This is a genomic window from Leclercia sp. 1548 (assembly GCF_050435045.1).
Classification (GTDB): Bacteria; Pseudomonadota; Gammaproteobacteria; order Enterobacterales; family Enterobacteriaceae; genus Enterobacter; species Enterobacter adecarboxylatus.
The window spans coordinates 1-23,811 of sequence record NZ_JBNDJP010000007.1; the positions used below are offsets into that span (position 1 = coordinate 1).

Consider the following 23,811-nt stretch of genomic DNA (forward strand, 5'->3'; position numbering starts at 1 on the left):
CTAACGATGGCACTATACGTATTGAACAAGGTGATAAAAGTAATGTGGCCTGGGAGAGCGATAGCAAAGAGTATGCAAAAAAAATGGGTACGTCACTGGGTGTATTTTCACCATTGCCCGGTAATCTTTATCCGCCAAATCCTTTAGGTATTTACGACATGGCAGGTAATGGCTGGGAGTGGATAAAGGACTGGTACGATCCTGATTATTATAAATACTCACCGGTAAAAGATCCGCAGGGGCCGGAAAAACCCATGTTTAAAGATACTGAGGGTAATTATACAAGAGTGATACGCTCTCAGGATTTTTCCGGGCCAAGACGTGGCGCAACTATTTTCCGTTTTGATTCTGATCCTGCCAATAAGGGATATCTTCCCGGCAACAAGACGGTACGTTGTGCTGTTAATAGTTCGAGTCCTTTAAAATAGCCACCCCTCATTTGCTTTAAGTTATTTTTATTACGTTCTGGCACGTTTTCATAAAAACATCATTCATTATTCTTTTGTTTGTAAGACCCATATGTAATTAATAAGGAGGTTTATATGCTGGGTGTTATTCGCATTAATGATAAAACAACTCATGGTGGCACTGTGCTTGAAGGGAGTGCTGGTGTGAAGTTTATGGGGTTAGAAGTCTCTTGTCTTATGGATAAGGTATTTTGTCCTGTGCATGGTAAAACATACATTATCGAAGGTGATGAAATTTCAAAGATTAATGGTAAGCCAATAGCTCTGCATGGCCATCGTTGCAGTTGTGGTTGCACGTTGATTTCGTCATTATACAACGCAGGAAAATGTTAATTCGTGCCTGTTAATATAAAAAAAATTCCAGAAGAAAAACCCTTGCCTGTTGCTCCAAATAAATTACGTTGGCTCTTTGCGATTGTTCTGTGTGTAATTGCTGGCGTGGTTGTAGTTCCGACTCTGTGGCCTAAATATCTTCCTACACGTTCTGAATGGTTCTGGTTTTGTACGTTGATGTTGCCTTTATCCATTGGGGTTACAGGATACATCATACGGTTACGCCGCTATGAGAATAAACGCGATAGCGTGCTCTGTTGGAACCGTCTATATCAAAAACAGTATGAAGCGCAAATTTCACTGGGTCAGAAGGCTGTGGGTATGCTGGGAATGAGTTACGTCACGCCAGTTGCCAACAATAAACTTGCTGAAGCGCTTTTACGAGGAGGACGTGGGCTTCAGACGCACTATTTGCCAGAAATTCAGTCTACGATAACAACTGCATCTCTTCCTCTATTACCTAAAGAAGATTACCTGACTCGACTGGAATCAATATTAACAACTGTTATCGGGCAATTGCATAGTGAGTTGATTCAGTTTACCGGAAAATTATTTGTTCGTATTCATCATGATGGCGTGTTGGACAGTGAACAAATTCTCGCCGTCTGGCAGAAGGTTTTTCCCGCTTCATGTCCCGTCACTGATATCAATGTCAGTACTGACAACAATGGGTTGATGTGGATCGATGAATGGCTGGACAGACAGGATGATGCGTTTGTCCTTTCTGTTGAAAGTAATTTATTTCTTCAAGCACGCGATCAGCAGGCAGAATCTGTATCAGCTTTGTTGCTGGCCTCTTCGGCATGGCTGACGCGCTGTCGTGTAATGCCGCAAACGTGGATACATCGTCCGGTTAGGATCTCCACTCCGGAAGAGGACGTGGCAGAAGTAGCCCTTTGGGGAAAAATAACTCCAGCGGTACCCTGGTTCTTCTGGCGGGCTCAGGTAAAAAGTAGCGTACTTGCTGAGGCTCTCATTGCAATGGATAAATCGGCACTCCTGTCTGAAAAAAAAGGAGAAATGGTACTGGAGGATACTTTTGGCAGACCGGGGGCAGCAGTGGGGAATATCACATTAATTTGCGCCTGTGAACACGCTGTCGCATCGGGGCTGGCTCAATGGCTGATAACTAGCGCTAAAAGCACGCAAATGGCGATTATCCGTCCGGCTTAATATCATGCAAGGATTGTGATGTGGAAAAGAAAAAGCGGCTCAGTACATGGTTAATTATCCTTCTGATTGCGATCATCGGTGGATTTCTTATATGGACTGAAAATCCTGTCGTTCATCTTCTTACTACAGAGAAAAAACTGATTGTATCTCTGGCTGTAGCTGGGGTTTGCTTATTTATTTTGCTCTGTGACGATCTATTTGTCCGATTATGGCAGTGGCTCATCTCGCAGAGCTTTATCCAGCAGCTTCGGAAATTATCAGATAAAACTCATCATCGGGAGGAAATATTATTTATTGACAGAAAAAAGCATTGTGAGGTACTCAAGAGTATTCATTTGTATCTTCATCATACTTATGGCCGCACCCGGTCCCGCAGGCTCCGCATCCTGCTCGTAACCGGCAGCGTCACCGATGCCGAACAGCTCGCCCCAAAACTCACGCAGGAACTCTGGCAGGAAGACCAGGGCACGCTGCTGCTATGGGGCGGTGACCTGAACACCCCGGCAGACACCGACTGGCTGGCCGCACTGCGTAAACTGCGCCGCTGCCCGGTCGACGGGATCGTGTGGGTCACATCACAGCTGGACTACCCGACTGACAATGCCGCGCCGGTACTCACGCCAGATGCGATGGACATGCTTGCCGCATCGCTCAGTACGCGCTATACCGCCCTAGGCTGGCAACTGCCGTTGTACGTCTGGTCGCTGCACTCCCGCGCCGGGCAGCAGGTCGATCGGGTCACCCAGCCCGTCGGCTGCCTATTACAGCCCGGCTGTCGTGCCGAAGGGCTGAACAACCAGCTTGCCACCCTGACGCCAGGACTTGTCACGCAGGGCATTCAGCAGATATGCACGAAAGTGCAGCACAACTTCCTGTTGGGCCTGGCCGACCAGCTCTCACGCGTGCCGGAAACGGTGACAGAGCCGCTATCGATCCTGCTTAACCCGTACCGTCCGCTTCCGCTGGCGGGCGTGGTGTTCAGCCCGCCGTCAGTGGGAGCCGCACGCAGCGTGAAACACCACTGGGGTAAGGATAACCGCTGGGACATTATTACTGATTCGGTGCAGTCGCTCCCGTCGGGTCTGCGCCCGCGTAAGCCCGGCATCATCGCCCGGAAGGTACTCGCAGGGGCTGTGATTCTTGTGATGGCCGGATGGGCTATAACCATGGCGGTCTCCTTTACCGTCAACCGTAGCCTGGTGGCGACGGCACAGGAGCAGGTCCAGCTGGTTTCCGCGGAGAAGCAACCCCTGGCGACACGTCTGCATGCACTCTCAGAGTTGCAGAAAACCCTTTCCCGCCTTCAGTATCGTGCTGATCGCGGCGCACCCTGGTATACGCGCGGCGGCCTCAGCCAGAATGATGCCCTGATGGCGGCACTCTTTCCGCGCTATGCCGAAAATGCGATACCGCTGCTACGCGATGCGGCTGCGGTTCATCTTCAGCAGCAGCTGAATGCCTATGTACAGCTGCCACCGGACAGTCCGCTGCGGGAGAAAATGACCCGAACGGCCTGGGAACAGTTGAAGCTGTACCTGATGCTTGCGCGCCCAGAGCGGATGGATGCGGCCTGGTTCTCCGGGGCGCTGATGCAGAACTGGCCCCAGCGTCCAGGAGTGAAGGACGGTGTCTGGCAGGGTACCGGTGCCTCGCTGCTGCGGTTTTACGGGGCTAATCTGCCAGCCCATCCGGCGTGGCGCCTGCATTCTGATGACGGGCTGGTAAGCCAGGTGCGCACGCTGCTGGTCCGCCAGATGGGGATGCGCAACAGCGAATCCACGCTGTATCAGAAAATGCTGGCACAAGTAGCGAACCAGTATGCCGACTTGCATCTGTCGGATATGACCGGCGATACGGATGTGTCGCGCCTGTTCACCACCAATGAAGTGGTGCCGGGAATGTTCACTCGTCAGGCCTGGGAGCAGGCCGTTCAGCCCGCCATTGAAAAAGTGGTTGCGGAGCGCCGTGATGAGATGGACTGGGTGCTGAGCGACAGCAGGCAGCCAGCTGCGCAGCAGACCTCTCCGGAGGCGCTAAAGGCCCGCCTGACAGAGCGCTACTTTGCTGATTTCGGCGGTGTCTGGCTCGACTTCCTCAACAGCCTGCGGCTCCAGCCCGCGGCCACGCTGTCGGACGCCATTGACCAGCTTACCCTGATGGCCGATGTGCGCCAGTCACCGTTAGTGGCACTGATGAACACGGTAAGCGTGCAGGGGCGCACCGGACAGACTGGCGAGGCCCTTTCCGACTCGCTGGTGAAATCGGCGAAGAACCTGTTTAACCGTGATGAGCAGGCCGCTATAGACCAGCAGGTTGGCGCACATGGCCCGCTGGATGCAACCTTTGGTCCGGTACTGGCGCTGATGGGCAGTCAGACGAAAGGGGCCGGGAATACTGACCTAAGCTTCCAGACTTTCCTGACCCGTATCACCCAGGTGCGCCTGCGCCTTCAGCAGGTCACAAATGCCACCGACCCGCAGGCGATGACTCAGGCGCTGGCGCAGACGGTTTTCCAGGGTAAAGCGGTGGACTTAACCGAAACCCGGGATTATGGCAGCCTGGTGGCGGCAGGCTTGGGGCAGGAGTGGAGTGGATTCGGGCAGACGGTGTTTGTCCGCCCGATGGAGCAGGCCTGGCAGCAAGTGCTCGCGCCCGCAGCTGAAAGCCTTAACGCCCAGTGGCGCAGCGCGGTGGTGGACGACTGGAATACTGCCTTTGGCGGACGCTATCCATTTAAGGATGTCAGCAGCGAAGTCTCGTTGCCGCTACTGGCGAAATACCTGAACGGCGATTCCGGGCGCATCGCCCGCTTTTTACAGACCCGGCTCAACGGTGTGCTCCATAAGGAAGGGAGCCGCTGGACGGCGGATAGCATCAATGCGCAGGGTCTGACCTTTGACCCGGCATTTCTTAAGGCGATAAACACCCTGAGTCATATCTCGGACGTGGTGTTTACCAATGGTGAGGCAGGGCTGCACTTTGAGCTGCGCCCGGGCACGGCGGATGGCGTGATGCAGACGGACCTTGTTATAGACAGCCAGAAGCTGGTCTACATGAACCAGATGCCTGCCTGGAAGCGCTTCAGCTGGCCGGCGGACACCGAAGCACCGGGGGCGGCCCTGAGCTGGATAAGTACGCAGGCTGGCACCCGGCAGTACGCGGATATGTCAGGGGCGTGGGGTTGGATTCGGCTGCTGGACAAGGCCACGGTCAGCGCGTATGCCGGGGCGGGCAGCAGCTGGAGCCTGAACTGGAAAGCGCCGGACGGCAGAGCGTTGAACTATACGTTGCGCACGGAGGCCGGAGAAGGCCCGCTGGCGCTGCTAAAGCTGCGTAATTTTACGCTGCCAGAGGCCATTTTTACTGTTACAAACCCGATGGAAGATGTGACGGTATTTTCTGATGACAATGATATCGCAAAGGAGGACTGGTAATGGCATCCATTACAACCCTGATGGCGGCCTGCCAGCTGGAGAAAGATACGATGGCGGCGCAGGTGCAGTCCCGGCTTGCTCTGTGGAACAACTGGCTGCTGCCCGTCTCTGACGACAACTCCACCGGCGATGACCCCGGCTATGACGACGATTTTCAGCTGATGCGCGAAGAGGTGGGTAAGCTCTCCGGCATGGACACGGAGCTTATTTGCCAGCTTGCTGAAAAGCTGCTTATCACGGCCACAAAGGATATCCGCGTGGCCACGTATTACGCCTGGGCGCGGCTGCACCGTGACGGCGAGGCGGGACTGGCTGACGGACTGGAGCTGCTTGCCGCCCTGATGAAGCGATATGGCGCACAGCTTCACCCGCGGCGTGGGCGCAGCCGAAAGGCGGCGCTGGAATGGCTGGGGAGCAGCCGGATGCTGGACAGCCTTTCTCTTTATCCTGAGGTAATAAAGCGCGAAGCTGAACGCACCGCCGGTGCGCTGTGGTTGCTGGAGCAGTGTTCCGCACAAACTGATGAGGTAGAACGCCCGCAGTACGGCGCGCTATATGGCGCGCTGGAAAGCCGCCTGCAGAAATCCGGCGGCATGGACGCGGTAGTACCGCAAAACGTCAGCGGGAGTCACCACGTCACACCGTCATCCGGCAGCGTACCGTCACTGACGGGAATTGCATCAGGCCAGGAGCTACTGTCGCAGGCGCGCATTCTGGCGGAATACCTGCGAAGCCAGCCGGATGGCTGGCTCTCTGCCCATCGGCTTATAAAGAACCTGCGTCACGACACCCTGCACCAGTTACCGCCCCTCTCATCTGACGGTAAAACCCGCATTGAGCCGCCAAAGCCGGACCAGCGTGCACAGCTGAAACGGCTGTACCTGCAGCAGAGCTGGCGCGAGCTAATGGAGGAGGCGGACAGCCTGCTATCGCGCGGGGCGAACCATCTGTGGCTGGATGTGCAGTGGTACCTGCATCAGGCGCTGGAGAAATCTGGGCAGGAAGCGGAAGCCGCGCTAATCCAGTCTGACCTGAAGGCACTGCTCTCCCGCCTGCCGGGGCTGGAGACGCTGGCGTTTAACGACGGCACGCCGTTCGCCGATCAGGTGACCCTGAACTGGATAAGACAGCAGGTAACGGATGATCCGTCGGGCTGGCAGGAGAATCACGTGGCCATAGCTCCGGCAGGGGAAGACATCCTGCAACTTGAGCCGGAAGCGCTAACGCTTGCCGACAGCGAAGGGACGGAGGCAGCGCTGGCCTGGCTGCAAAACCGCCCTGGTATGACCACCTCACGCGAACGCTGGCTACTGCGCCTGCTGATGGCGCGCATTGCCGAACAGACTGGCAAAAACGAGCTGGCACTGCATCTGCTGGCTGAACTGGACATTCATTCGACAACCCTGACGCTCACCCACTGGGAGCCTGAACTGCTGTTTGAGGTAAAGGCCAGGCGGCTAAAATTGCTGCGCACAAAAGCTGCACGCAGTGAAACCGACAAAGCTCGCCTTCAACCAGAAATGGATCACCTGCTGGCCGGGCTGATTGCCATCGATCCCGGCAGGGCCGCCGTGCTCTGTAGCTGACCCTTATTCTGCAATACCCAGGAAACTCAATGGACGATTTAACCCTGCGCTATTTCGACGCCGAAATGCGCTACCTGCGTGAAGCGGCAAAAGAATTTGCACAAACTCACCCCGACCGGGCGGCGATGCTCGACCTCGACAAGGCGGGCACGCCCGACCCGTATGTGGAGCGCCTGTTTGAAGGCTTCGCGTTTTCCGTTGGCCGCCTGCGCGAAAAGATTGATGACGATCTGCCGGAGCTGACGGAAGGGCTGGTTAGCATGCTGTGGCCGCATTATTTACGCACCATCCCATCGCTGTCGGTGGTGGCGCTGACGCCGGACCTGCCAGCCATGAAAATGGCCGAAGTTATCCCCGCCGGGCTGGAAATCAGTTCCCGTCCTGTGGGGCCGAAGAACACCGTCTGCCGCTACCGCACCACCCGGGACGTGACGCTGAACCCGGTTGCGGTATCGGCTGTCACCATGACCGCGGAACCGGACGGACGCTCAGTCCTGCGCGTCCGCTTTTCCTGTAGCGGTCAGGCAGACTGGCAGCAGACAGACCTGACGCGGCTGCCGATTTATCTGGGAGAAGATGCCGTAACAGGCAGCGCCCTGCATCTGTGGCTGACGAAGCGCCTGGTGGCGCTGTACATCCGGCTGCCGGGACAGGACGACCGTATAAAGCTGGACGGTTATTTTTCGCCGAGTGGATTCGGAGAACAAGATCGGTTGTGGCCTAAAGGCGATAGCGCGTTCAGCGGCTGGCAGTTGCTGCTGGAGTATTTTTCCTTCCGCGAGAAGTTTATGTTCGTGCACCTCAACGGGCTGGAAAACATGACGCTTCCGACGGGTATCACCCATTTTGACATCGAAGTGGTGTTCAGCCAGATGTGGCAGAGTGATTTGCCGGTCACGGACAGCGCCCTGCGCCTGCACTGCGTACCGGTGATTAACCTTTTCACCCTGGAAGCTGACCCGCTGACCATCAGCGGACTGGAAAGCGAATATTTACTGCGACCAAAACGGCTTCAGGACGGACACACGGAAATTTATTCCGTCGACAGCGTAACCGGCTCCGGGCGAACTGGTGATGCGCGTTACGTGCCCTTTACCAGCTTCCGTCACCGGGGCGGGATGATGCGCCGCCACGCACCGGAGCGCTATTACCATACCCGCGTGAAGCGGGGCGTTACCGGTATGCACGACACCTGGCTTGTTCTCGGTGGCCAGCAGTGGGAGGCTGACCGGCTGCTGACTCGGGAGACTGTATCGCTGCGCATCACCGGGACCAATGGTCAGCTGCCGCGCCGTGCACTGCAGAGTACGCTGCTGGACCGCTGCGAACAGATAAGCGAAACGCCGTTTACGGTGCGTAATCTGTGCAAACCGACGTTGCCCGCCTATCCGCCGACAGAAGACCGCTTCCACTGGCGGGTGATGAGCCATCTGGGGACCCGTTTTCTGAACATGATGAGTAGCGCGGAGGTGCTGCGTGGCACGCTGTCGCTTTACAACTGGCTCGGTGATGAACTCAACAACCGTCGTCTGGATGCCATTCTGGACGTCAGGCACCACCGGATCCAGCGCTTTGAAGATGGCTTCCTGCTGCGCGGCCTGGACGTAGAGGTCACGCTCGACAGCAACGGTTTTACCGGCGAAGGGGATGTGCATCTGTTTGGCGAAATGCTCAACCGCTTTTTCGCGCTGTATGCCGACATGAATCAGTTTAACCAGCTCACGCTGATTGTTCAGCCAGAAGGGAAGTGTATCCGGTGGAAAGAGAATCACAGTCCGCGCCTGCCCGGATGATGTCGCAGATACGGCAGCAACTGCCGTATATGAATTTTTATCGCTTCTGCCAACTGCTTGAGCAGATCGATCCGGATGCGCCGGTGCCGGGCAGTGGCTGGCAGGTGCGTCAGGAGCCGATCCGGTTTCGGCCTCACCCGGGGATGGGTTTCCCGTCCAGTGAAATTCGGGGAATGGAAGACCCTGAGCCGGAACATTCGCATCTCCCGCCGACAGTGCGCGTCAATTTTATGGGGCTGTACGGCGTGGAGTCGCCGCTGCCGACGCACTATATCGATGATATCGCCCAACGGCGGGAAGGGTATGAAGCTGCACGCGATTTTCTGGACATCTTCAACCACCGATTGATTACCCAGTATTACCGTATCTGGCGCAAATATTCGTATCCGGCGACTTATGAGGCGGGAGGCGCGGATAACACCTCACAGTATCTGCTGGGGCTGGCTGGGTTGGGGATTCGGGGATGTGCGGCAACGGCAGGTACGCCGCTGTCACGCTTTCTGGCGCTGCTACCTGCGCTACTGCTGCCGGGGAGGACAGCGGAAGGAACGGTCTCGCTGGTTACGTTGCTTGCACCCGATACCGGTGCAGCGGTGTATCACCATGACCGCTGCCGGGTTCCGCTGAAGCAGCAGGTTGCCATGAGTGCCCGGCAGCCCGTCAGCCTGAAACATCGTCCTGTAATGGGCAATTATGGGACGGATGTAAACGGTCAGATTCTGTTGCGGCTGACAACCAACAATCCCGATGAAGTACGCGGTTGGCTACCAGGGGGCGAACTGCATCAGGACCTGATGGCGCTGCTGCACGTCTATCTGGGCTCACACCTGGATGTGCGACTGCAGCTGTGCGTGGCACGGCATTTACTGCCGGATGCACGACTGGCATGCAGCGTAGATGCTCCCCGGGTGGGGCGTACCGCAGTGTTGCGACCATTGGTTCCGCAGCAGAACAGGGATGACATGATAACCATTAACCTGGGGCGATATCAGTGCGTCCGGGAAAACATTCACCGAAGGGAGAGCGATGAAGATGGCGATTACCGCGGGTAACACCTCCGCCACGCTGCTGGCATTGTGCCTGGCGGCAACATTAACCGGCTGTGGGCTGACGCAGAAGATATCCGATGGCACGGTTGCGGCGACCAAATCCATTTTTTACAAACAGGTAAAAACCCTGCATATGGATATCCGCGCACGGGAAGGTGTGAATAACAACGCAAAAGGGGCGTCGCTGGCGACAGTAGTACGTATTTACCAGCTGAAAGACCGCAAGGCCTTCGACAGCACCGATTATCCGTCGCTATTTGCCATGGACAGCCAGGCCATTAAAGCAGATTTAGTGGCAGAAAAAGATATCCGCCTGCGCCCGGGAGAATCTTTCTCGCTGGATATGCCAATGGAGGAGGCGGCGCAGTTTGTGGCGGTGGCCGGTATGTTTATGGCACCCGATCAGGAAAACAATACCTGGCGTCTGGTCATCACCCGCGATGAACTGGATCCGGACACACCACGTATTATTGAAGCCAGCAATAACAGTTTGACCCTGCAACCGCTGAAGGATGACTGAAATGCCGCGCCCGTCGTTATACGAAACCCTGTTCGGCAATTTTGCAGGCGGCCTCGATCTGCATCAGGTCAATGAAGAAAATCAGGCAATCCTCTCCGTGCTGGACAATATGCAGCGTATTATCAACTGCCGCGCCGGGACGCTGGCGCATTTGCCGGACTACGGTCTGCCGGATATGACGAAAATTCTTCAGGGGATGCCCGGAACTGCGCACCAGCTGATATCCACCCTGTCGGCGGTGTTGCTGAAATACGAGCCACGCCTGCGCAAAATCACGGTCGTGATGCTCGAGCAGACCCGGCCTGGCGAATTGCGCTACGCCATTGATGCCGAGCTGAAAGGCGTCGGGCTGGTGCGTTACGGCACCGAGTTTATGCCGGAGGGCAAAATCCTAATCCGTCATATGAAACAGCAGCAGTACCTGGATGTCCGCGCCGCAATTTAGCGATTTTTCTGACAGAAACTACCATGACAACCTCCCCTGAACGCCACCTCAAAACCGGTGGAGATCCGCGCGCGGTTGCGGATTACGTCGCCCTGCGCGAAGAAATGAGCAAACTGACCCATCCGGCTCGCCCGGATGTGGACTGGCCGTATGCCGAAAAACTCTGCCTGTCGCTGTTTGAACAGAACGGTGTGGAGCTGCAGACCGCCGCCTGGTATACGCTTGTCCGCACACAACGTGCCGGAATGTACGGATTGAACGAAGGGCTGGCGATACTGGCAGCATTGGTCTCCCGGCAGTGGGAAAACCTCTGGCCGCGGCCAGTAAATGCGCGGATGGAAATACTGAGCAGCCTGAGTAAACGCCTTCAACAGGTGATGCGCACGCTGCCCCTGATACGCAGTGATCAGAGCCAGCTCTACCAGGTGGAAGCGCACCTGAAAACACTGGAAAAGGTATTAGAGCGCCTGGAGTTGAAGCATGTCAGTCAACTGGACGCGCTGCTAACGCAAGTCCACAACGCGGCGGTGCGGCTGGAGAATAGCGCGTATGAGGCGGCGGAAACGGAGGCGATTGTTATCCCGGATACTGCCATCGACCCGCCGGAAAGAACAAAATGGGTGTATGTCACGCAACGCGATAGTGACGCTGTGTCAGCACCATCGCAGCCCACAAAACACTGGATGTCTTTTGCCGCCGGGATGCTGACCATGCTGGTGGTGGCAGGTGCAGCGGTCTGGGGATGGCAGGCAATGCACCAGCCGGATCCGGTTCAGGCGCAATTTACCGCCTCGCTGGCACCGTTATCCGTTGCGCTTTCCCCGGCGCAGTTGCAGGCAATGCAGAATAACCCTCTCTCAGCGGAAACAGGTCTCAGCCAGACGGCACAGCATTTAGCGCGGCTGGCTCAACTAAAACCCGACTGGGTCGTCAGCTATGGCGGGCAACTGGTGCAACAGGCGTTAACTCTGTGGCCGGAACAGGCAAAACCGCTGGCGCTACAGTGGCAGCAGCAGATTGCGGCACAGGCACTGCCTTCAGAAAATCTGAGCGGCTGGTATCAAGGGATGGCGCGGCTGCAACAGCTAGCGAACCAGCTCAATGCGCTGGATGAAAAGCGCGGCAAGTATATGACGGTCAGTGAACTGAAATCGCAGGTATTTACCATCATGCAGTCATTTAATCGCGCTATTCCGGTGGAAGAACAACTCCGCCAGCTGTCCGCAGTAAATGATGAGCAGCCCTGGCCAGTAGCACAGCAGAATCTGGCGGAGCTGCATCTGCAACAGCTTATCGCTCGCTATGCGCTTCTGAAGCAAAAAGCACTTGATTGAATATGATGCATTGCCGCGCCAGAGTAAGTAGTCAGGGAAAAGGCGAGAGCGAAAAGAAAAAGAAGAAAAGGGTGGCTAAACGCATGGTGCGCTAAAGCCAGGTGAAAAAATTAATACGGTAACTCATGGAGTCAGAGTGTCAGCCAAAGATCGTTTTTTTAAAAAAGTGCAGCGCAATAATAGTATTGTAACGTTCGGCCAAAAATCGGCTGAAGCAGAAATTCGGGAGTTCACCTCAAGAATGGATGACTTTGCGGAGCAGATTAGCCAGTGGTTTGCAGGCACTGCCATTGGCGTCACGTTATCGACAAAATATCTCCATGATTTGAGTACGGTAGGCTATAGCCTCAGCAGCGGCATATGCCGTTATGATATCACTACCATACACTTACAGAACGGCGATCGCTTTGTGCGCATTATCCCTGAACAGCTCTGTAAGGGCGCGGAATTGGGCTTTGTAATAATGCATGTCGATGCGCCCGGTATCCATCAGGTATTTTATTTGAGCATGGCACCTGAAACGGGCTGGTTTATCCGAGGCGAGCATCAAAGCCCAAAGGATAACGCAATCATGACGGAGGAGCGTTTTTTCAGGGCTGTAGACAGGCTGGCCTGAAACCGACGAGCCTGTCCAGGGTTTCACTATCGATTTACCTCTGCAACAGCTCGGCAAATTTCGCCAGCCACTGCGGATGCGCGGGCCAGGCGGGGGCGGTGACCAGATTGTCATCGACGTACGCTTCATCGATGCCAATGTCAGCGAAATACCCGCCGCTAAGTCGCACTTCCGGCGCACAGGCGGGGTAGGCGCTACAGGTTCGTCCTTTCAGCACATCCGCAGCGGCCAGGAGTTGCGCGCCGTGGCAGACGGCGGCAATAGGTTTGCGTGCCTGGTCAAAAGCCCGCACCAGTTCGAGGACTTTTTCGTTCAGGCGCAGATATTCAGGCGCTCGTCCACCGGGGATGAGCAGGGCGTCATAATCCTCTTCTTGCGCCGCAGCAAAATCGGCATTAAGAACAAAGCGGTGGCCGGGTTTTTCACTGTAAGTCTGGGCGCCGTCAAAATCATGGATCGCCGTCATGATAAAGTCGCCTTTGGCTTTGTCAGGACAGACGGCGTCAACCTGATGACCAATCATCTGCAGTGCCTGAAACGGCACCATGGTTTCGTAATCCTCCGCGTAATCTCCGACCAGCATCAAAATTTTCTTGCTCATCTTAACCACTCCTCAAGGAATAAATGGAATGACAGATGGCGGCATCACGCCGCCAGCACTTTATTACGACCATCATTCTTGGCGCGATACAGGGCATCGTCCACGCGCTTAAAGAGATCGTCAATACTCTCATCCGGGTTATGCCGGGCTACCCCAATGCTAACGGTGAAGCGGGGCAGGCCCGGGATAGCAATGCGGGCAATCGCCACGCGCAGGGTTTCAGCGATCTGCATCGCGGCGTCCAGTGACGTGCGCGGCAGCAGCAGCACAAACTCCTCACCGCCCCAGCGGAAAACGTAATCGTCTTTACGACAACAGGTTTCCAGCGTGCGCGAAAGAGCAATCAACACCTCGTCGCCTTTTTGGTGCCCAAACATGTCATTGATGCGCTTGAAGTGGTCCGTATCCACCAGCAGAAGGCTGAACTCCTGCTGGGCCGGAAGGTGGTTCGGTGAGGTGTGATCGGTGAGGTGATAAAACTGGCGGCGATTGAGCAGGCCGGTTAACGAATCACGTAGCGCGGCGTGTTCAAGCTCCTGCTCAAGCCGTTTTTGCTCGGTAATATCATGAATGATGCAGAGCATCAGTTTATCACCGTAGATTTCAATGGGGCCGGCATAGGTCTGTACGTGTCGGGTGGTGCCGTCCGCGAGGCGATGGATAAAGTTAAGCGGCTTATGCCCCCCCGGCAGACGCGCGATCTCGGTCATCACCGGCAACACGTTGCGCCCAAGCGTATTGATCTCCCAGGTGTGCTTGCTGCACATCTCCTCATGGGTATAGCCATAAAAATTGAGCGCCGCGAGATTGGCATCGACCAGCAGGCCGTCCCGGGCAGGATCGATTAACAGCATTGGTGCACTGTTGGTCTGGAAAAACCGGGCATAGAACCCCTGTTTTTTGCGCTGATAGGTGCCCGAACTGGTGGCTTTAAGCCCCTGTACCGGCTGGCGGGCAATACCCTCAAAAATAATCACCTCGCCGTAGGTATCAAAAACAGCCAGCGAGAGCCGACAGCTGAGGCTGGTCTGCTGGTGATTAACCAGCACGCTCCAGATTTCGATGATCTCTTGTTGGGTTTTTAAATCGGGCACATACATCGCAAGCGTCGCCTGCGCATGTGCCGAGCAGACGCCTTTGCGCAGACTGTCCAGCGTCGCGTCCTGCATAATCTTTTTTGCTGCCGTATTGGCGAACAGGAGATCCTCCGTAACCGGTGATACGACCCATATGGGCGTTTTAAGCATATCCAGTGCAGCAAACCCTGTAGACGACATAGCTCAGTCTCATTTATCAGAAAGTTAAATGTCTGAGACCCACGGCGGAGCGGCACGCGTGGGCTTCTTTGAAACATACTCTACTTCATACCGTCAGGCAGGATTTTTTTGTGATATTCGTATGAAATTCGTATTAATTTTACCAACTGGAATAGTTTTATTAATCGCTTCTGTGACAGCGGTAATAAATAAATTTTCTCATCTGGTTACTGAGAAAAAGCGCCGTGTTATGCAAAAATATTTCTAGTATCGGATTAACGTTGAGAAAACATTAACGCTTTTTTCATTAAAGCCATAAAAACTAATGTACGATTAAAAGGTTTAAGCCCGGCTAATCAATACTGCTTCAGAGTGAGCGTGCGGCTTAAGTATCACATTTTCCAGAACAACAATAATTCATTACATAGAGAGCTTAACATTGCTTTTATTGGAATTTAATGCGAATACTTGGCCATTCATAGGTGTTTAATGTCACTTTAAGTTAAATTGTTAGCCCTTTAAGGTTAATGAATAGTCTTGATGAAATGAGGGTGAAAAATAAAAAGCAGAGTGTTATATATTCCATATCGTCTGAAAATTCCGTCGTGGTATATATTATGCTCAGAAACATTAGCGTAAGAACGTTTATTCTTTCTTATCTGGCGGTTGTGCTTCTTTTAATTGATGGACTGGTCTTTTTTTTAGCGCCGCAAACATCTCTGTTAATTTCACTTAATCTTTTGTTTGTCGTCGCGTTTGTGTTTCTGCGGGTTTACATGACCCTGTATCTTGTGGTGCCCATCAATACGGTGAAAAGAAGTATTGAAGAGGTGGTGGCCGGCAATCTGGGCGTCACCATCCCCGAATTTGGTGATAACTGTGCTGGCCGACTGATTCCGGGTATCAACACGTTGTCGCACAACATCGCCACCCTGGTGCGTGAGATCCGCTCCTCCTCCGCCACCGCAATGCGTCTTTCTGAACAATTGGCCGCCCGCAGTTCGGCGCTGGCGGCGAAAACTGAGCTGCAGTCAGCATCGCTGATCCAGACCTCTGCCAGTATGGAGCAGATGGCCGCCACCACGAAAAATACCGCTGACAACACTCGCCTCGCCAATGAGAAGGCAAACGTGGCAACTCAACAGGCAAAAAAAGGCGGCGAGCTGATGGGGCAGGTTGCTAACAATATGCTTTCCATTACCGAATGCGCTCAGCAGATGACCGAGATCATCACCATGATCGACGGTATCGCGTTCCAGACCAATATTCTGGCACTCAATGCGGCGGTCGAGGCGGCCCGGGCAGGTGACCATGGTAAAGGCTTCTCTGTCGTGGCCGGGGAAGTGCGCAGCCTGGCGCATCGCAGCGCCGAGGCGGCAAAAAGCATTAAATCCCTTATCGCCGTGACCAGTAGCAACGTCAGTCAGGGCGCAATGGTAGTGGCCGAAGCTGAAAAGAACATGCACGAGATCGTCAGCGGTTCCGGGCAGGTCAGTAAGCTGATGGATGAGATTTCTACCTCGACGTATGAACAGGAAAAAGGCATCGCGCAAATCACCCAGGCGTTGACCGATCTGGAAAACGTGACCCAGAGTAACGTGGGGATGGTGGAAGAGCTGTCTGGCTCTTCAGCGGTACTGAAAAATCAGGTGGATGAATTGCAGGCCCGCACGCGAAACTTCCATCTGGAACCGGCATCCTCTGCGCCGTTGTACGACGGGCAACTCAGCCCGGCGCGTACCTGACAGCGCATCCGAGATAAAAGCCTGGTTCGCCAGGCTTTTTTGTGTGCCAGCCAGGGTTCAGGAATAGTCTCTTTTATGAATAAATTCAGCGCGATGGCCCGGTAAATGGTTGCTTAACCTGCCAGGGTGACTAGACTGACAGCAAAGAACAGCTACTGGCGGAGGCGCTGTGGAAGGCATAAAAGGATCGGAAGTTAACGTTCCTGACGCAGTTTTTGCGTGGTTACTTGATGGCAAGGGCGGGGCGAGACCCCTCACGAACAACGATACTATCGATCAGCAACATCCTTGCTGGCTGCACCTGAATTATACCCAGCCGGAGAGCGCTCACTGGCTGGCCTCAACCCCGTTATTGCCTAACAACGTGCGCGACGCGCTGGCCGGGGAAAGCCTGCGCCCGCGCGTGACCCGCATGGGCGAGGGGACGCTCATTACCCTGCGTTGTATCAATGGCAGCACCGATGAGCGGCCGGATCAGCTGGTGGCGATGCGCCTCTACATGGATGAACGGCTGATTGTCTCGACCCGTCAACGAAAAGTGCTGGCGCTGGACGATGTTGTCGGGGATTTAAAAGAGGGCACAGGCCCGGAAGATTGCGGTAGCTGGCTGGTGGATGTCTGCGACGCACTCACCGACCATGCCAGCGAGTTTATCGAAGAGCTGCACGATAAGATTATCGATCTCGAAGATAACCTGATCGATCAGGTTATTCCACCTCGCGGATTTCTGGCGCTGCTGCGTAAGCAACTGATCGTGATGCGCCGCTACATGGCCCCGCAGCGCGATGTCTATGCCCGGCTGGCGAGTGAACGTTTCCCCTGGATGAATGACGATCAGCGGCGCAGAATGCAGGATATTGCCGACCGACTCGGACGTGGCCTGGATGAAATTGACGCCTGTATTGCCCGTACGGCGATCATGACCGATGAAATCGCCCAGGTCATGCAGGAGTCGCTCTCCCGCAGAACCTACACCATGTCGCTGATGGCGATGGTGTTTCTGCCCAGCACCTTTTTAACCGGGCTGTTTGGCGTCAACCTGGGTGGCATCCCCGGCGGGGAGTTCCGCTTTGGTTTTTCGCTGTTCTGTATCATGTTAGTGATTTTAATTGGCGGTGTTGCGTGGTGGTTACATCGTAGTAAATGGTTGTAAATTTACACTATTTTGAGGTTTCCATAGACCTGAAACGCTATTTTAATTGAGCGAAGTCAATAAACTGATTACCCATAAGGTGCAATATTCCTTCCGCAGGTGAATGCAACGTCAAGCGATGGGCGTTGCGCTCCATATTGTCTTACTTCCTTTTTTGAATTACTGCATAGCAAAATTGATTCGTACGACGCCGACTTAAATAAGTCGGCTTTTTTTTGCCTGCAACCCAGCAGCGACTACCCTAAAAGAGACAACCCGTTCTTCTGGAGGGTAATATGACCATGCTCTTAACACTGCTGCTGCAAACACGGCAATCGGACCCGATACCTACCGATCCGGTGCCCGTACCCGAGCCGATCCCACGCCCACAGCCGATGCCGGACCCGCCGCCGGATGAAGTCCCGATTAAAATGTCGCATCAGAGGCAGAGATCTGCGAGGATACGCGCCTGCTGACTGTGTGACTTTTACCGCGAGAATAACTGTGACTGCTTTTTCAACGCTGAACGTACTGCCTGCCGCCCAACTCGATAATCTCAACGAGTTGGGTTACCTGACGATGACCCCCGTACAAGCTGCCGCCTTGCCAGCGATCCTGGAAGGACGTGATGTTCGTGTGCAGGCGAAAACCGGCAGTGGCAAAACGGCGACTTTTGGTCTTGGGCTGTTACAGCATATTGATGCCAGCCTTTATAAGACGCAGTCGCTGGTGCTTTGCCCGACGCGCGAGCTGGCGGACCAGGTCGCGGCTGAGTTACGTCGTCTGGCACGTTTTCTGCCAAACACCAAAATTTTAACTCTGTGCGGCGGCCAGCCGTTCGGCGCCCAGCGTGATTCCTTGCAGCATGCGCCGCATATCATCGTTGCCACGCCGGGTCGTTTGCTCGATCACCTGCAAAAGGGGACGGTCTCTCTCGACGCGCTGCAAACCCTGGTGCTGGACGAAGCTGACCGGATGCTGGACATGGGCTTTAGCGAGGCCATCGACGAGGTGACCCGTTTTGCCCCGCCATCGCGTCAAACCATGCTCTTCTCTGCTACCTGGCCAGAGGCGATTGCCGCCATCAGCGGCCGTGTGCAGCAAAACCCGATCGCCATCGAAATTGATACTGTTGACGCACTGCCCGCGATCGAACAGCAGTTCTTCGATACCACCCAACGGGGCAAAATTCCGCTACTGCAAAAGCTGCTTAGCGTGCACCAGCCCGCTTCCTGCGTGGTGTTCTGTAACACCAAGAAAGATTGTCAGGCCGTGTGCGATGCCCTGACCGAAGCCGGTCAGAGCGCGCTGTCGCTGCATGGCGACCTCGAACAGCGCGATCGCGATCAAACCCTGGTGCGTTTCGCTAACGGCAGTGCTCGCGTGCTGGTTGCGACCGACGTCGCCGCTCGCGGCCTGGACATCAAATCCCTGGAGCTGGTGGTGAACTACGAGCTGGCATGGGATCCTGAAGTTCACGTTCACCGTATCGGCCGTACTGCCCGTGCCGGTAACAGCGGTCTGGCCATCAGCTTCTGCGCACCGGAAGAGGCGCAGCGCGCTAACATCCTGGCGGAAATGCTGCAAATCAAACTGAACTGGGTGGATGCTCCGGCAAATGTCAGCATCGTGCCGCTGGCTGCCGAGATGGCCACGCTCTGTATCGACGGCGGGAAAAAAGCCAAAATGCGTCCCGGTGATGTATTAGGTGCGCTGACGGGTGATATCGGGCTGGACGGTGCTGATATTGGTAAAATCGCGGTGCATCCGGCGCATGTGTATGTGGCGGTGCGTCAGTCGGTGGCGCATAAAGCCTGGAAGCAGCTGCAAAACGGCAAGATCAAAGGCAAAAACTGCAAGGTTCGTCTGCTGAAATAAGCGGGCGGGGGAGAGCGTCTCAGCGCTGGCGCTGAGACGCTTAACAATTACTTCACTTCAATCACGTTCAGACGCATCTCATCCAGCTGAGTGTCATCTTCTTCGGGCTGCCAGCCCGCTGGCTGCATCGGGATCTCTTCGCGATCAAATGCCAGATCACCGCCGTTCACCACTTCTGAACCGTGCTTAATACCTTTGAAATCAAACAGGTTGATATCGCTCAGGTGCGAAGGCACCACGTTCTGCATCGCGCTGAACATGGTCTCGATGCGGCCCGGATAGCGTTTATCCCAGTCACGCAACATATCGCCAATCACCTGACGCTGCAGGTTCGGCTGGGAGCCGCACAGGTTGCACGGAATGATCGGGAAGGCTTTCGCCTCGGAGAAACGCTCGATATCCTTTTCGCGGCAGTAGGCGAGGGGACGGATCACAATGTGCTTCCCGTCGTCGCTCATCAGCTTCGGTGGCATGCCTTTCATTTTGCCGCCGTAGAACATATTCAGGAACAGCGTCTGTAAGATGTCATCGCGGTGGTGACCGAGCGCAATCTTGGTCGCGCCCAGCTCGGTGGCCGTGCGATAGAGAATGCCCCGACGCAGACGAGAGCAGAGCGAGCAGGTGGTTTTACCTTCCGGGATCTTCTCTTTAACAATGCCGTAGGTGTTCTCTTCGACAATTTTGTACTCAACGCCCAGCTTCTCGAGGTATTCCGGCAGGATATGCGCCGGGAAGCCCGGCTGCTTCTGATCCAGGTTGACGGCCACTAACGAAAAACTGACCGGTGCGCTTTGCTGAAGATTGCGCAGTATTTCAAGCAGGGTGTAGCTGTCTTTGCCGCCAGACAGGCAGACCATGATGCGGTCGCCTTCTTCAATCATGTTGAAATCCGCAATGGCTTCACCGACGTTGCGGCGCAGACGCTTTTGCAGTTTGTTGAGGTTGTACTGGTCTTTCTTAGTAATTTCTTGATTTTGCGACATTTAATAGTGGCTCAATTCGTTTATGGCTAAAGCCGCCCAGGCGGCCCACCGTTACGATGGGGGGCAGCAGGTCAACATGAAAAAGTATGGCGTGTATGGTACGGATTACGGCAGTGAATGTCAGCACGTTTTACAGCAAACGCACCGGCAAGTACGCATCGTCTTCCATTCCATGGGTTTTTTACCCTTTGCCGCCTGGCTGTGTTTTCGCAACACACGCTATAGTTGTAGTCCATCCACGAAAACGGGAGGTAGTCATGCTGTATGTTGAAAAAGATGACCCACGCGAGGCCCCGGAGTCGGGCGATAAAAAGCCCCAACCCGTCAAAAAATAGCTGACCGCGAGTCATGCCCACGCCACCGGCCTTCGCTGGTGGCTTTTTATTGCCTGCACCCCGGCCGTTTCACCATAACGGCGACTCAGTAAGTAGTGCTGTATCGACCTGGTTCACTCACTAAAAAGGCGCATAGGTTGTTGAAGAACAATTCTGTACGCTAGAGACGAGACAGGTACTGAAGACGATGGTCAGCAAAAACACGACTGATACGATGAGGTGCTAACGATGGGTAAACAGTGGCAATTACTGGTAAGTCTTTTTGTTTTGATAGCAGTGTTTTCATCCGCAAAGGCAAATACCACGGCGATGGGGCTGACATTAGGTAAAACCACGCTACAGCAGTTTATCAAAGCCTATCCTACCGCCCAGCACGAGGGGCGCAGTAAGTGGAGTGACGGCGATATTTTTTCTATTCCGAATAACGAGCTGGGATTAGAGGGCGCAAAAAATAACGCGGTTATCTTCAATACGGCGGGCAGGATCACCGCCATTATGCTTGAGCTGGATAAAACCCGCTTTGATGAGGTCGAGAGTATGCTGGAGCATAAATATGTCGCGGTGAAAAAACAGATCTCTTTCGCCGGGGACAAATACGCCAAATACCAGAATGAAAATGACTTAATTGAGCTTGATGCCCCGTATTTAGCCCCTGTTATGAAACTCACCTATTCAGAGCAACTCTTTCAGGAAGCCTGGCTGAAAAAGAGCGCGGAGGAATTTAGCCGCCGTTGATAACAGCGCTACAAGAGAGGCTGGCTTACACTTAGCCGGTACGCGGCGTTTTGCCGCCCGTGTAAGTCATGCTTATCGGAGAGGAGTCTGTTATGGGGAACAAGGTTTCTGCGCAGTGTCACTGCGGCGCGGTCAGGTTTACCGTTGAACTCTCGGACGGGTTCAACACCATCCGGCGCTGCAACTGCTCGTTCTGCCGGATGCGCGGGGCGATCGCGGTCTCCGCGCCTTTATCCGGGATCAACATTATTCAGGGCGAATCACTGTTGACCGAATACCGTTTCAACACTCAGGCAGCCGTACACTATTTTTGTTCGGTCTGCGGGATTTACACCTTCCACCAGCGGCGTTCAAATCCTGAGCAGTATGGCGTCAACGTCGCATGCATCGAGGGCGTTTCGCCGTTTGATTTCCCGGAGGTGCTGGTGATGGAGGGACGTCATCATCCCAATGATGGTGGTGGGGGCGTGGCCGGCGTGCTGAGTTATCGCGAGACTGAACGCTAGCGCAGCCATTTATCAGGACAGGGAATGGGCACAGAGGATGTGCGTTCAGGTAATTTTTTTCGCTTTAAATTTGCCTTTCACCACCCCGTCATAGAAACGCCCCTTGGACACCACGTTCAGAAAATCGTTAAAAATCCGCACTGGCACAGACTGATATTGCCAGGTGCTATGATCCCGAAAACGGACTTCCAGTGTTTCGTTGCATTTATCATAGGCAATCGAGGCGATACGCGAAGATTTAACAGCATGATGATTCACAATAGCGATTCCTCTACAGCCGGGCAGACATGAGATTTATCTTGTCTCAGATGGTCAGGGCGGCGCAACTAAAAGTGTGCAAAAGAGGCGAGAGTAAGAAGCGAATATCTGAACGGATACAAAAAGAGAGATAAGAATATAAAATGTTAGCCCGCGTCGTAACGCGGGCTATTTTCATCAGAACTGATAAACCAGACCGACAGCCACGATGTCATCGGTGCCGATGCCATTGTCTTTGTAGAACTGATCGTCTTCGTCCAGCAGGTTAATTTTATAATCAACGTAGGTGGACATATTTTTGTTGAAGTAGTAAGTCGCTCCCACTTCAGCATATTTAACCAGATCCTTATCATCCTGACCGTTGCCCAGGTCTTTACCTTTAGATTGCAGGTAAGAGACCACCGGGCGCAGACCTGAATCAAACTGGTACTGAGCCGTCATTTCAACGTTTTGGGTTTTGTTCGCCACCGCATAATCATGGTCGCCGTATGGGGTCATGTTACGGGTTTCGGAGTACATGGCCGCCAGGTAAATGTTGTTGGCGTCATATTTAAGACCGGTGGTCCAGGCGTCTGCTTTGTCGCCGCCTGCGCTGGTTTCGTTAATCTGCGCGTTAGTACGGTCAGAAGAAGCGTAGGCGGCGGCTGCGCTGATGCCCATACCAAAGTCGTAAGACGTGGAGATGCCGAAGCCGTCGCCGTTCTCATGACGCACGTCACGGCCGTTATTGGTGCCTTCGTTACCGTTACCGCTGCCTTCGTTGTTACCCTGATACTGCAGGGCGAAGTTCAGGCCTTCGACCATGCCAAAGAAATCAGCGTTGCGGTAGGTCGCCACACCGTTCGCACGGCCGGTCATAAAGTTATCCGCTTTGCTGTAAGAGTCACCGCCGAATTCTGGCAGCATATCGGTCCAGCCTTCCACGTCGTACAGAACGCCGTAGTTACGGCCATAATCGAAGGAGCCGTACTGGTTAAATTTCAGACCGGCAAACGCCAGACGTGTCCAGGACTGATTGTCAGAACCTTCGGTGTTGTTAGCCTGGATGTTATATTCCCACTGGCCGTAACCGGTGAGCATATCGTTAATTTGGGTTTCGCCTTTAAAGCCGAGACGGACATAAGTCTGGTCGCCGTCAGCACCGCTGTCGTCGGAGAAATAGTGCAGACCGTCAACTTTACCGTAGAGATCTAATTTGTTGCCGTCTTTATTATAAATTTCAGCGGCATGTGCTGCGCCTGCCATTAAAAGCGCAGGGATCATCAGAGCCAGTACTTTTCTTTGCATTGTGACTATTCCTTATGCTGTTTTTATATTTAATATTTTTAAACTTTCCGTGGAACTTTCTGCTTTGGAAAGTGGTCACATGCTAAATCACTCTTCCTTCCAGAGATAAAACATAATTGTTACCAATTAAGTGGAATCTCAAGTATTTACTGCCAGTGAAACAGTCATAAGTTCAGTGAATGAATTAATCAAAAGTATATAAAACAAAAATTACTCATTTGCCGATAAACTCAGTAAACTCAGGCCTGTTATATGCCTGCAGTATTTTTATCCATTTATTTAATAAATACGTTCAGATTCACATCTGTTATTTATTGGTAAACAGGATCGCCCGCCAGTACATTA

The 23,811-nt window shown here is 54.1% G+C and carries 24 protein-coding genes; 19 read left to right on the forward strand and 5 right to left on the reverse strand.

Translation table 11 applies throughout. The features are described from left to right. The 11 genes from ABIE02_RS17710 to ABIE02_RS17760 form a co-directional block, all read left to right on the forward strand. Positions 1–428, forward strand: a 428-nt coding sequence (locus tag ABIE02_RS17710; protein WP_429211386.1) for a formylglycine-generating enzyme family protein, incomplete at its 5' end; no start/stop codon positions are given. A 114-nt stretch (positions 429–542) separates the two neighbouring features. After that, entirely contained in the window at positions 543–800 is a 258-nt protein-coding gene (locus ABIE02_RS17715) for a PAAR domain-containing protein (protein WP_071886443.1), read from the forward strand. 3 nt (positions 801–803) lie between these two features. Next, positions 804–1,973, forward strand: coding sequence for a hypothetical protein (locus ABIE02_RS17720; protein WP_336994537.1), 1,170 nt, complete (start codon positions 804–806; stop codon positions 1,971–1,973). 56 nt (positions 1,974–2,029) lie between these two features. Next, entirely contained in the window at positions 2,030–5,407 is a 3,378-nt protein-coding gene (locus ABIE02_RS17725; RefSeq protein WP_419720653.1) for an ImcF-related family protein, read from the forward strand. After that, the gene (tssA, locus tag ABIE02_RS17730; RefSeq protein ID WP_429211389.1) at positions 5,407–6,993 is read left to right on the forward strand and encodes a type VI secretion system protein TssA; all 1,587 of its coding nucleotides are present in this window, start codon (positions 5,407–5,409) and stop codon (positions 6,991–6,993) included. The genes ABIE02_RS17725 and tssA overlap by 1 nt, the downstream gene beginning before the upstream one ends. Before the next feature lie 29 nt (positions 6,994–7,022). Further along, positions 7,023–8,786 carry a type VI secretion system baseplate subunit TssF gene (gene tssF / locus ABIE02_RS17735; RefSeq protein ID WP_077226591.1) on the forward strand — a complete coding sequence of 588 codons (1,764 nt, stop codon included), beginning with the start codon at positions 7,023–7,025 and terminating at the stop codon, positions 8,784–8,786. After that, complete coding sequence (tssG, locus tag ABIE02_RS17740) at positions 8,741–9,838, forward strand: type VI secretion system baseplate subunit TssG (protein ID WP_336994540.1); 1,098 nt, start codon at positions 8,741–8,743, stop codon at positions 9,836–9,838. The genes tssF and tssG overlap by 46 nt, the downstream gene beginning before the upstream one ends. Continuing rightward, a complete protein-coding gene (gene tssJ, locus ABIE02_RS17745) occupies positions 9,819–10,355 on the forward strand; it encodes a type VI secretion system lipoprotein TssJ (protein WP_186279184.1) in 537 nt (178 codons plus the stop codon). The genes tssG and tssJ overlap by 20 nt, the downstream gene beginning before the upstream one ends. 1 nt (position 10,356) lies before the next feature. After that, positions 10,357–10,800 (forward strand): type VI secretion system baseplate subunit TssE, encoded by a 444-nt coding sequence (gene tssE / locus ABIE02_RS17750; RefSeq protein WP_032611091.1) that lies wholly within the window; start codon positions 10,357–10,359, stop codon positions 10,798–10,800. A gap of 23 nt (positions 10,801–10,823) precedes the next feature. Further along, entirely contained in the window at positions 10,824–12,134 is a 1,311-nt protein-coding gene (locus ABIE02_RS17755) for a VasL domain-containing protein (RefSeq protein ID WP_336994541.1), read from the forward strand. 136 nt (positions 12,135–12,270) lie between these two features. Further along, positions 12,271–12,750 carry a hypothetical protein gene (locus ABIE02_RS17760; RefSeq protein ID WP_223610196.1) on the forward strand — a complete coding sequence of 160 codons (480 nt, stop codon included), beginning with the start codon at positions 12,271–12,273 and terminating at the stop codon, positions 12,748–12,750. A 34-nt stretch (positions 12,751–12,784) separates the two neighbouring features. Here ABIE02_RS17760 and ABIE02_RS17765 read toward each other — a convergent pair whose 3' ends face one another. Both ABIE02_RS17765 and ABIE02_RS17770 read right to left on the reverse strand, forming a co-directional pair. Beyond that, positions 12,785–13,351 (reverse strand): DJ-1/PfpI family protein, encoded by a 567-nt coding sequence (locus ABIE02_RS17765; protein WP_223610193.1) that lies wholly within the window; start codon positions 13,349–13,351, stop codon positions 12,785–12,787. A gap of 44 nt (positions 13,352–13,395) precedes the next feature. Further along, the gene (locus tag ABIE02_RS17770) at positions 13,396–14,628 is read right to left on the reverse strand and encodes a sensor domain-containing diguanylate cyclase (protein ID WP_144882819.1); all 1,233 of its coding nucleotides are present in this window, start codon (positions 14,626–14,628) and stop codon (positions 13,396–13,398) included. A gap of 28 nt (positions 14,629–14,656) precedes the next feature. On the opposite strand from ABIE02_RS17770, the gene ABIE02_RS17775 reads away from it, so the two are divergent. The 5 genes from ABIE02_RS17775 (at position 14,657) to dbpA (ending at position 19,362) form a co-directional block, all read left to right on the forward strand. Next, on the forward strand, positions 14,657–14,875 hold the full coding sequence (locus tag ABIE02_RS17775; protein WP_336994542.1) for a hypothetical protein: 219 nt from the start codon (positions 14,657–14,659) through the stop codon (positions 14,873–14,875). A gap of 508 nt (positions 14,876–15,383) precedes the next feature. Beyond that, complete coding sequence (locus ABIE02_RS17780) at positions 15,384–16,352, forward strand: methyl-accepting chemotaxis protein (RefSeq protein ID WP_336994543.1); 969 nt, start codon at positions 15,384–15,386, stop codon at positions 16,350–16,352. 169 nt (positions 16,353–16,521) lie between these two features. Continuing rightward, positions 16,522–17,505, forward strand: coding sequence for a zinc transporter ZntB (zntB, locus tag ABIE02_RS17785; protein WP_032611083.1), 984 nt, complete (start codon positions 16,522–16,524; stop codon positions 17,503–17,505). Between the two features lie 281 nt (positions 17,506–17,786). Beyond that, complete coding sequence (locus ABIE02_RS17790) at positions 17,787–17,960, forward strand: hypothetical protein (RefSeq protein ID WP_275891611.1); 174 nt, start codon at positions 17,787–17,789, stop codon at positions 17,958–17,960. Between the two features lie 28 nt (positions 17,961–17,988). After that, positions 17,989–19,362 (forward strand): ATP-dependent RNA helicase DbpA, encoded by a 1,374-nt coding sequence (dbpA, locus tag ABIE02_RS17795; RefSeq protein ID WP_032611082.1) that lies wholly within the window; start codon positions 17,989–17,991, stop codon positions 19,360–19,362. Positions 19,363–19,409: 47 nt separating this feature from the next. On the opposite strand, the gene ttcA is transcribed toward dbpA, so the two are convergent. Continuing rightward, a complete protein-coding gene (ttcA, locus tag ABIE02_RS17800) occupies positions 19,410–20,345 on the reverse strand; it encodes a tRNA 2-thiocytidine(32) synthetase TtcA (RefSeq protein ID WP_151584882.1) in 936 nt (311 codons plus the stop codon). Between the two features lie 257 nt (positions 20,346–20,602). Between ttcA and ABIE02_RS17805 the strand changes: the two genes are divergently transcribed. The 3 genes from ABIE02_RS17805 to ABIE02_RS17815 all read left to right on the forward strand — a co-directional run bounded on the left by ABIE02_RS17805 (position 20,603) and on the right by ABIE02_RS17815 (position 21,921). After that, entirely contained in the window at positions 20,603–20,680 is a 78-nt protein-coding gene (locus ABIE02_RS17805; RefSeq protein WP_223263916.1) for a hypothetical protein, read from the forward strand. Between the two features lie 228 nt (positions 20,681–20,908). Next, on the forward strand, positions 20,909–21,415 hold the full coding sequence (locus ABIE02_RS17810; protein ID WP_032611078.1) for a hypothetical protein: 507 nt from the start codon (positions 20,909–20,911) through the stop codon (positions 21,413–21,415). Positions 21,416–21,507: 92 nt separating this feature from the next. Beyond that, positions 21,508–21,921: a GFA family protein gene (locus ABIE02_RS17815; RefSeq protein ID WP_059307761.1), complete on the forward strand. Its 414-nt coding sequence runs from the start codon at positions 21,508–21,510 to the stop codon at positions 21,919–21,921. Between the two features lie 45 nt (positions 21,922–21,966). Here the strand turns inward: ABIE02_RS17815 and ABIE02_RS17820 are convergent, their stop codons facing one another. Both ABIE02_RS17820 and ompC read right to left on the reverse strand, forming a co-directional pair. Continuing rightward, the gene (locus ABIE02_RS17820) at positions 21,967–22,179 is read right to left on the reverse strand and encodes a KTSC domain-containing protein (protein WP_032611075.1); all 213 of its coding nucleotides are present in this window, start codon (positions 22,177–22,179) and stop codon (positions 21,967–21,969) included. 177 nt (positions 22,180–22,356) lie between these two features. Continuing rightward, positions 22,357–23,466 (reverse strand): porin OmpC, encoded by a 1,110-nt coding sequence (gene ompC / locus ABIE02_RS17825; RefSeq protein ID WP_059307762.1) that lies wholly within the window; start codon positions 23,464–23,466, stop codon positions 22,357–22,359. Positions 23,467–23,811: the final 345 nt, after the last annotated feature.